Source organism: Terrabacter sp. FW104-15G4B (assembly GCF_058790095.1).
In genome coordinates this window covers 1-7,349 of sequence record NZ_JBYTCI010000058.1, presented here as the reverse complement: position 1 = coordinate 7,349, position 7,349 = coordinate 1, and the positions used below count along the sequence as shown (strand labels likewise).

At 72.5% G+C, this 7,349-nt stretch carries 6 protein-coding genes; 2 read left to right on the top strand and 4 right to left on the bottom strand.

What is annotated here, in order from left to right; all coding sequences use genetic code 11:
- Positions 1–56 precede the first annotated feature (56 nt).
- The 4 genes from infB to rimP form a co-directional block, all read right to left on the bottom strand.
- Complete coding sequence (infB, locus tag AC3WRT_RS20475) at positions 57–2,993, bottom strand: translation initiation factor IF-2 (protein WP_492725227.1); 2,937 nt, start codon at positions 2,991–2,993, stop codon at positions 57–59.
- 178 nt (positions 2,994–3,171) lie between these two features.
- On the bottom strand, positions 3,172–3,432 hold the full coding sequence (locus AC3WRT_RS20470; RefSeq protein WP_492725229.1) for a YlxR family protein: 261 nt from the start codon (positions 3,430–3,432) through the stop codon (positions 3,172–3,174).
- Between the two features lie 113 nt (positions 3,433–3,545).
- Positions 3,546–4,592: a transcription termination factor NusA gene (gene nusA / locus AC3WRT_RS20465; protein ID WP_492725225.1), complete on the bottom strand. Its 1,047-nt coding sequence runs from the start codon at positions 4,590–4,592 to the stop codon at positions 3,546–3,548.
- The gene (rimP, locus tag AC3WRT_RS20460; RefSeq protein WP_492725224.1) at positions 4,592–5,194 is read right to left on the bottom strand and encodes a ribosome maturation factor RimP; all 603 of its coding nucleotides are present in this window, start codon (positions 5,192–5,194) and stop codon (positions 4,592–4,594) included. The genes nusA and rimP overlap by 1 nt, the downstream gene beginning before the upstream one ends.
- Positions 5,195–5,326: 132 nt before the next feature.
- Here rimP and AC3WRT_RS20455 point away from each other — a divergent pair, with 132 nt between their 5' ends.
- Complete coding sequence (locus AC3WRT_RS20455; protein WP_492725223.1) at positions 5,327–6,277, top strand: hypothetical protein; 951 nt, start codon at positions 5,327–5,329, stop codon at positions 6,275–6,277.
- A complete protein-coding gene (locus tag AC3WRT_RS20450; protein WP_492725221.1) occupies positions 6,274–7,245 on the top strand; it encodes an aminoglycoside phosphotransferase family protein in 972 nt (323 codons plus the stop codon). Before AC3WRT_RS20455 ends, AC3WRT_RS20450 begins: the two co-directional genes overlap by 4 nt.
- Positions 7,246–7,349 lie beyond the last annotated feature (104 nt).

Here is a 7,349-nt window from a genome sequence, read left to right as displayed (position 1 = left end):
GCCGGGGCGACGGCGCCGATCCCCGTGGGGACCGGCGCCGTCGATCCTGGCCTGGCTCAGGCGCGCGGCTTCTCGCGCATCTCGAACGTCTCGATGACGTCGTCGATCTCGATGTTGTTGAAGTTGCCGAGGTTGATACCGCACTCGAAGCCCTCGCGGACCTCGGTGACGTCGTCCTTGAAGCGACGCAGACCGGTGATCTCGATGCCCTCGCCGATGACGGTGCCGTCGCGGATGATCCGGGCACGGGTCCCGCGCCGGATCTCGCCGGAGCGCACGAGCGAACCCGCGACGTTGCCGAACTTGCTCGACTTGAAGACCTCGCGGACCTCGGCCGTGCCCAGCTGGACCTCTTCGTACTCCGGCTTGAGCATGCCCTTGAGCGCTGCCTCGACGTCGTCGATCGCCTGGTAGATGACCGAGTAGAAGCGCATGTCGACGCCCTCCCGGTCGGCCAGCTCGGCGACACGCTCCGCGGGGCGGACGTTGAAGCCGATGATGATCGCGTTGTCGACCGTTGCGAGGTTGACGTCGTTCTGCGTGATCGCACCGACACCGCGGTGGATGATCCGCAGGTCGACCTCGTCGCCCACGTCGATCTTGAGCAGCGCGTCCTCGAGCGCCTCGACCGAACCCGACACGTCACCCTTGAGGATGAGGTTGAGGGTGTCGACCTTGCCCGCCGCGAGAGCCTCGTTGAGGTCCTCGAGCGAGATGCGCTTGCGGCGCTTGGCGAGGCTCGCCGCACGCGACGCGGCCTCACGACGCTCGGCGATCTGCCGGGCCGTGCGGTCGTCGGGAGCCACGAGGAACGTGTCACCGGCACCCGGGACTGACGTCAGACCCAGGACCATGACCGGACGCGATGGACCCGCCTCGACGACGCTGTTGCCGTGCTCGTCGAGCATGGCGCGCACACGGCCGTGGCCGCTGCCGGCCACGATCGAGTCACCGACGTGGAGCGTGCCCGACTGGACGAGGACGGTCGCGACCGGGCCGCGGCCCTTGTCGAGGTGCGCCTCGATGGCGACACCGCGAGCGTCCTTGTCGGGGTTGGCCCGCAGGTCGAGTGCCGCGTCGGCGGTGAGCAGGACGGCCTCGAGGAGCCCGTCGATGTTCGTGCCGTTCTTGGCGGAGACATCGACGAACATCGTGTCGCCGCCGTACTCCTCGGCCACGAGGTTGTACTCGGTCAGCTGCTGGCGGATCTTCGCCGGGTTGGCGTCCGGCTTGTCCACCTTGTTGACGGCCACGACGATCGGCACGTTGGCCGCCTGCGCGTGGTTGAGCGCCTCGATGGTCTGCGGCATGACGCCGTCGTCGGCGGCGACGACGAGGATCGCGATGTCCGTCACCGACGCACCACGTGCACGCATGGCCGTGAAGGCCTCGTGACCCGGGGTGTCGATGAAGGTGATGGCGCGCTTCTCGCCCTCGTGCGTCGTGGCGACCTGGTAGGCACCGATGTGCTGGGTGATGCCACCGGCCTCGCCCTCGGCGACCTCCTCGGAGCGGATCGCGTCGAGGAGCTTGGTCTTTCCGTGGTCGACGTGGCCCATGACGGTCACGACCGGCGGACGCGCCTCGAGGTCCTCGTCCTCCTCGGCCTCGAGCTCTGCGTCGAGGTCGATGTTGAACGAGCCGAGCAGCTCGCGCTCCTCGTCCTCGGGCGACACGACCTCGATCTCGTAGCCGAGCTCGGCGCCGAGCACCTTGAAGGTCTCCTCGTCGAGCGACTGCGTCGCCGTGGCCATCTCACCGAGGTGGAAGAGCACGGTGACGAGGGAGGCCGGGTTGGCGTTGATCTTGTCGGCGAAGTCGGTCAGCGAGGCACCGCGGCGGACCCGGATGGTCGTCTTGCCGTCGCCACGGGGGACACTGACGCCACCCAGGCTCGGGGCCTGCATCTGCTCGAACTCCTGGCGCTTGGCGCGCTTGGACTTGCGTCCGCGAACCGGACGACCGCCACCGCGGCCGAAGGCACCAGCGGTCGAGCCACGACCGGCGCCACCACCACGGGGGCCGCCGAAGCCGCCGCGACCGGGACCACCGGGGGCGCCACCGGGGCCACCACCGAAGCCACCACGGCCACCACCGGCGCCGCCGGGGCCACCGGGGCCACCACGGCCCGGGCCGCCGGCCGGGCGCTGGCCCGGACGTCCGACGGTGCTGCGCTCCGGCATCATGCCGGGGCTGGGACGCGGACCGCCGGGACGCGGTGCACCACCGGGTGCACCGGGACGACCGCCGGCCGGGGCACCGGGACGCGGTGCGCCGCCGGGAGCACCGGGACGCTGACCGCCCGGCTGGCCCTGACGCGACTGCGGGCGGGGCATGCCCTGGTTCGGGCTGAACGGGTTGTTGCCCGGACGCGGACCGGCGTCGCCACCGGGACGCGGCGCACGGGACTGGCCCATGCCCTGGCTCGGGGCGAAGGGGTTGTTGCCCGGACGCGGCTGCCCCGGACGGGGAGCCGGACGCGGGGAGGCCGGGACGCCGGAGGTCTGCTGACCACCGTCACGGCTGGACTGCACCCGGCCCGGGGCCGACGCCGCCGGAGCGGCAGGGGCCGGAGACGCCGGGGCCGGAGCCTTCGGCGCCGGGGCGGCGGGTGCGGGAGCTGCCTTGGCGGCGGGCGCCGGAGCGGCCTCGCGGGCAGGCGGTGCTGCGGGAGCGGCTGGCGCGGGGGCCGACGGCGCTGCAGGAGCAGGGGTGGCCGGCCTCGGGGCCGACGGCGTCGTACCGGAGGGCACAGCGCGGTTCGGCGCGGCAGGCGCCGCGCTCGTGGAGGCGGCCCTCGGGGCCGCCGGCTTCTTGTCGCCGCCGGACGAGCCTTCCCGAGGGAAGGTCTCGATGATCTTGCGGACGACGGGGGGCTCGATGGTCGACGATGCCGACCGGACGAACTCTCCCTGGCTCTTCAAATGTGCGAGCAGTGTCTTGCTCTCGACTCCGAGCTCTTTCGCGAGCTCGTAGACCCGGACCTTAGCCACATCTCTCCTGTTCCTGGTCCGGCCTGAACAGGAAGTGGCCGAACCGTGGGTTATTGCTGGGGCTTGCTCATCGCTGAGGACTCATCGGGTGCTCATAGCGTTTCAACCCGCCTTGTGGTTCGTTGACTGATCTCTGACTGATCTGGTGCGTTGCCGGAAGGCCGCGCATCGGTGCCTGCTACGGGTGCTGGATGCCCAGATGCCGTGCCACCGCGTCCACGTCGACCGCGGCCTGCAGGCGCAGGGCTCGACCGAACGCCTTGCGGCGCACCGCAAGCTCGAAGCACTCGGGGCTCGGGTGCAACCACGCACCTCGTCCCGGCATCCGATGTCGTGGGTCGGGGCGGAGCGTGACCGGGGAGGTGTCCCCGGCGTCTCTGTCCGTCGCCGCAACCACTCGCAGCAGGGCCGACCAGCTATCCGATCCTCGACATCCCACACAGGTGCGGGATGGCTGGGCGCGGAGTCCAGTCCGGTCGGCCACGGACAAGTCTACCGCGTCCACGGCCCGTCCCGCTCCATGGGCGGCCCGGGCAGCACGGGACCCGTCGCTCAGCGCTCGTCCGACGCGGCCGAGGCGCCGCCGCCGGCTGTCGCCGCCTCGGTGTCGGGACGGATGTCGATGCGCCAGCCCGTGAGCTTGGCGGCGAGCCGGGCGTTCTGGCCCTCCTTGCCGATGGCGAGGCTCAGCTGGTAGTCAGGCACGACGACCCGGGCGTTGCGGGCGGCGGCGTCGACGATCTCGACGGACTGCACGCGCGCCGGCGACAGCGCAGCAGCGACGAACGTCGCCGGGTCGTCGGCATAGTCGACGATGTCGATCTTCTCGCCACGCAGCTCGGTCATGACGGCGCGCACGCGCGCGCCCATCGGGCCGATGCACGCGCCCTTGGCGTTGACCCCTGGCACCTTGCTGTGCACGGCGATCTTCGTACGGTGCCCGGCCTCGCGCGCCAGGGCGGCGATCTCGACCGTGCCGTCGGCGATCTCGGGGACCTCGAACTTGAAGAGGGTGCGCACCAGGTTCGGGTGGGTCCGGCTCAGGCCGACCTGCGGGCCCCTGGGCCCACGCTTCACGCTGACCACGAAGCATCGCAGCCGCTCGCCGTGCACGTAGCGCTCCCCCGGCACCTGCTCCGCGAGGGGCAGGATGCCCTCGACCGTGCCGAAGTCGACGAGGACGTTCCGCGGGTCCTGGCTCTGCTGGATGATGCCCGAGATGACGTCGCCCTCGCGCCCCTTGAAGTCTCCGAGGATCGCCTCGTCCTCGAGGTCGCGCAGTCGCTGCACGATGACCTGGCGCGCGGTCGAGGCGGCGATGCGGCCGAAGCCCACAGGGGTGTCGTCGAACTCGGCGCCCGGCTCACCGCGCTGGGGCCGCTCGCCCTCCTCCGCCGGCTCCAGCAGCTCGCCCTCCTCGCGCGCCCACACGACGACGTGCCCGGTCTTGCGGTCGAGCTCGACGCGGGCGATGCGGTGGCTGCCGTCCGTGCGGTGGTAGGCCACGAGGAGGGCCTGCTCGATGGCGGGGATCAGCACGTCGAGGCTGATGTCGCGCTCGCGCTCGAGGGCGCGCAGGGCTGCGAGGTCGATGTCCATCAGTGGTTCCCTTCCAGGGCGGACGGCTCGTCGGAGTCGTCCAGGTCGTCCGTGTCGTCCAGGGCGTCGACGTCGTCGACCTCTTCGAGAGGTGCGTCGGCACGCCGGAACTCCACCTGCACGGTGGCCCGCTGGACGGTGTCGAGGTCGACGGTGAGCACGCGGGCCGGGGCCTTCTTAATGGCGGCCACCTCGAGCTCCAGGGTGTCGGCGCCCACGGCGGTCAGCCGGCCGGTGTCGGTGCCGCCCTGGTGGACGACCTCGACCAGGCGGCCGACCTGTCGGCGCAGCTGGTCGCGCGAGGCCAGGGGCCGGCCCACCCCGGGCGAGGAGACCTCGAGCACGTAGGGCGACTGCCCGATGACGTCGCTCGCGTCGAGCTCGTCGCTGACGGCGCGCGTCGCCTCGGCGACGGCGTCGAGGGAGAGAGGTGGCACGGGGCTCGTGGTGTCGGCGGCGTCGAGACCAGCGATGTCGGCGTCCACGAGGACACGGACGAGCCGGCGCTTGCCGGCGGGAGACACGGAGACGTCCTCGACGACGAGCCCGAGGGGCGCGAGCACCGGCTCGAGCGTCGCTCTGATCTCCTGGGCCGTGCTCATCAGTCGACGCCTCCTGCTCTTCTCGAATGTCCGGCGTCCACGCCCCTGAGGGCGGTGCGGCACCGCGTGCGCACCACTCTATCGGCGCCGGGCGGTCGTCGCAGACCACCGCTCGCGTGCGAGGATCTCGGCATGGACGGTGGCACCCGGGGGCTCGGGTCACGGGTGGGCGACGGATCACGCACCCCCGCACGCCGCCTCGTCCTGGTCGGAGCCGGGGCGGCGGCCCTGGCCGTGCTCGTCGATCGGGGGCTGCGACTCGACCTGCCGCCACCGCCGGCACCCGTTCCCACCCGCCGCCCGGCACCCGACGAGGCGCTGCTGCTCTCCGCGGTGGCCGACCTCGGCCGGGTCGTGCGTGCCGAGACCTCCGTGCTGGCAACCGACGAGGGCGACTCCCTGGTGCGACGTCTCCGATCGGTGAACCGCGAACAGCTGCGCGTGCTGCGCGGGCGCCTGACGAACGCCGGCGTCCCCACCACGGTCATCGACTCCGCCGTCGCCTCGGCCGCCTCGGCCGCGTCAGCGCCGGTACGCACGCGCCAGGCCCTGGCTGCGCTGCTCGACTCCCTCGCCCCGCGGGACTGGACGGCCCTCACGGCCGCAACAGCCGGCACGCGTGAGCTCCTCGCCGCCGCCTACGGCCAGCGTCTGGCCGGCGCCGTGCTGCTCGGGCGAGACGTCACGACGCCGCCCGCCAGCCCCGTCCGCGCCGCGATGCTCGCGCACACGGGGCCGCTCGTGTATGCCTTCGAGGTGGTGAGCGCCCAGAGCGCCGGAGCCCAGCGGCGCGCCGCCGAGTCGACCCTGGCGGCGCTGGTGCGGCTGGAGCAGGCGGTCTCCGGGACCGGCGCCGCACCCCCTGCCGGCTGGGCCCTGCCCTTCGCGGTCACCACTCCACAGGCCGCGCGGCGGCTCGCGACCTCCACACTGTCCTCGGCAATCGAATCCGGCACCGACCTCGCCGGCGCCACGCCCACCGCTGCCTCACTCGAGGACGTCGCCCGCTGGAGCGCGCGCGTCCAGGCTCTCGCCGTCGACTGGGCCGTCCCCCTGACCCCCTTCCCGGGAGCCACCGCATGAGCTACGACCCGATGTACGACCTCATCCCCGCCCTCTTCGCCCACGAGGTGAGCGGCTACGAGCCCGAGGGCTACCAGTCCGGCGAGGACTGGATCGACACCCTTCCGGGGCTGATCACCGACCTGCTCGCGGAATGGGAGCTCGAACCCATCGGGCGCGCGACCAACGGGGTGTGCGCGGTCGTCATCCCGGTGCGCCTGCTCGGCTCCGGCCGCGACGTCGTGGGCGTCAGCGGCGAGGCCGTCCTCAAGATCACGTGGCCGCACCGGGAGGCCGCCACCGAGCACCTGGCCCTGCAGACCTGGAACGGCCACGGCGCCGTGCGCCTCGTCCGCGCCGACCCCTCGAGGTTCGCCCTGCTCCTCGAGCGCCTGCACACCCGCGACCTCACCCGCGTCGACATCGACCAGGCGTGCGGGGTGATCGGGGACCTGCTGGCGGTACTGCGGCGGCCGCCGCACCCGCGCGTTCCCAGCCTGACGGCATACGCCCTCCGGCAGGCCGAGGAGCTCCGGGCGGCACCGGCCGTGCTCCCCCGGCGCTACCTCGACCAGGCCGCGTCGCTCGCGGCGGAGCTCGCCCAGCGGGAGCCCGCCGAGGATCGCCTCCTCCACACCGACCTGCACTACACCAACGTCCTCGGCGCCTACCGCTCCCCGTGGCTGGCGATCGACCCGAAGCCGATGGCCGGCGACCCGGCCTTCGAGATCGCACCCGCCCTGTGGAACCGCGCCGACGAGCTCGGCACCGGGTCGCAGGTGCGGTGGTCGCTCCGGCGGCGTCTCGAGATCATCTGCGAGCGCGCCGGGATCGATGAGGGACGCGCCCGGGCGTGGACGATCGTGCGCGAGGCGGACAACGCCCTCGACGCGGCCGAGCGGCTGTCCGGCGGCAGCGCCGACGACGAGGCGAGGGCCCACGACCGGGTGAGCCTCGCGGTCATGGTGATCAAGGCGATGAACGACTGAACCAAGGGCTCCACGCCAGCCCTGCGACACCGGCTGCAACACCCCGATCAAATCGTTTCGACTCGGGCCCCTCCACGCCGTAACCTTGACCCGCTCCCCCACCC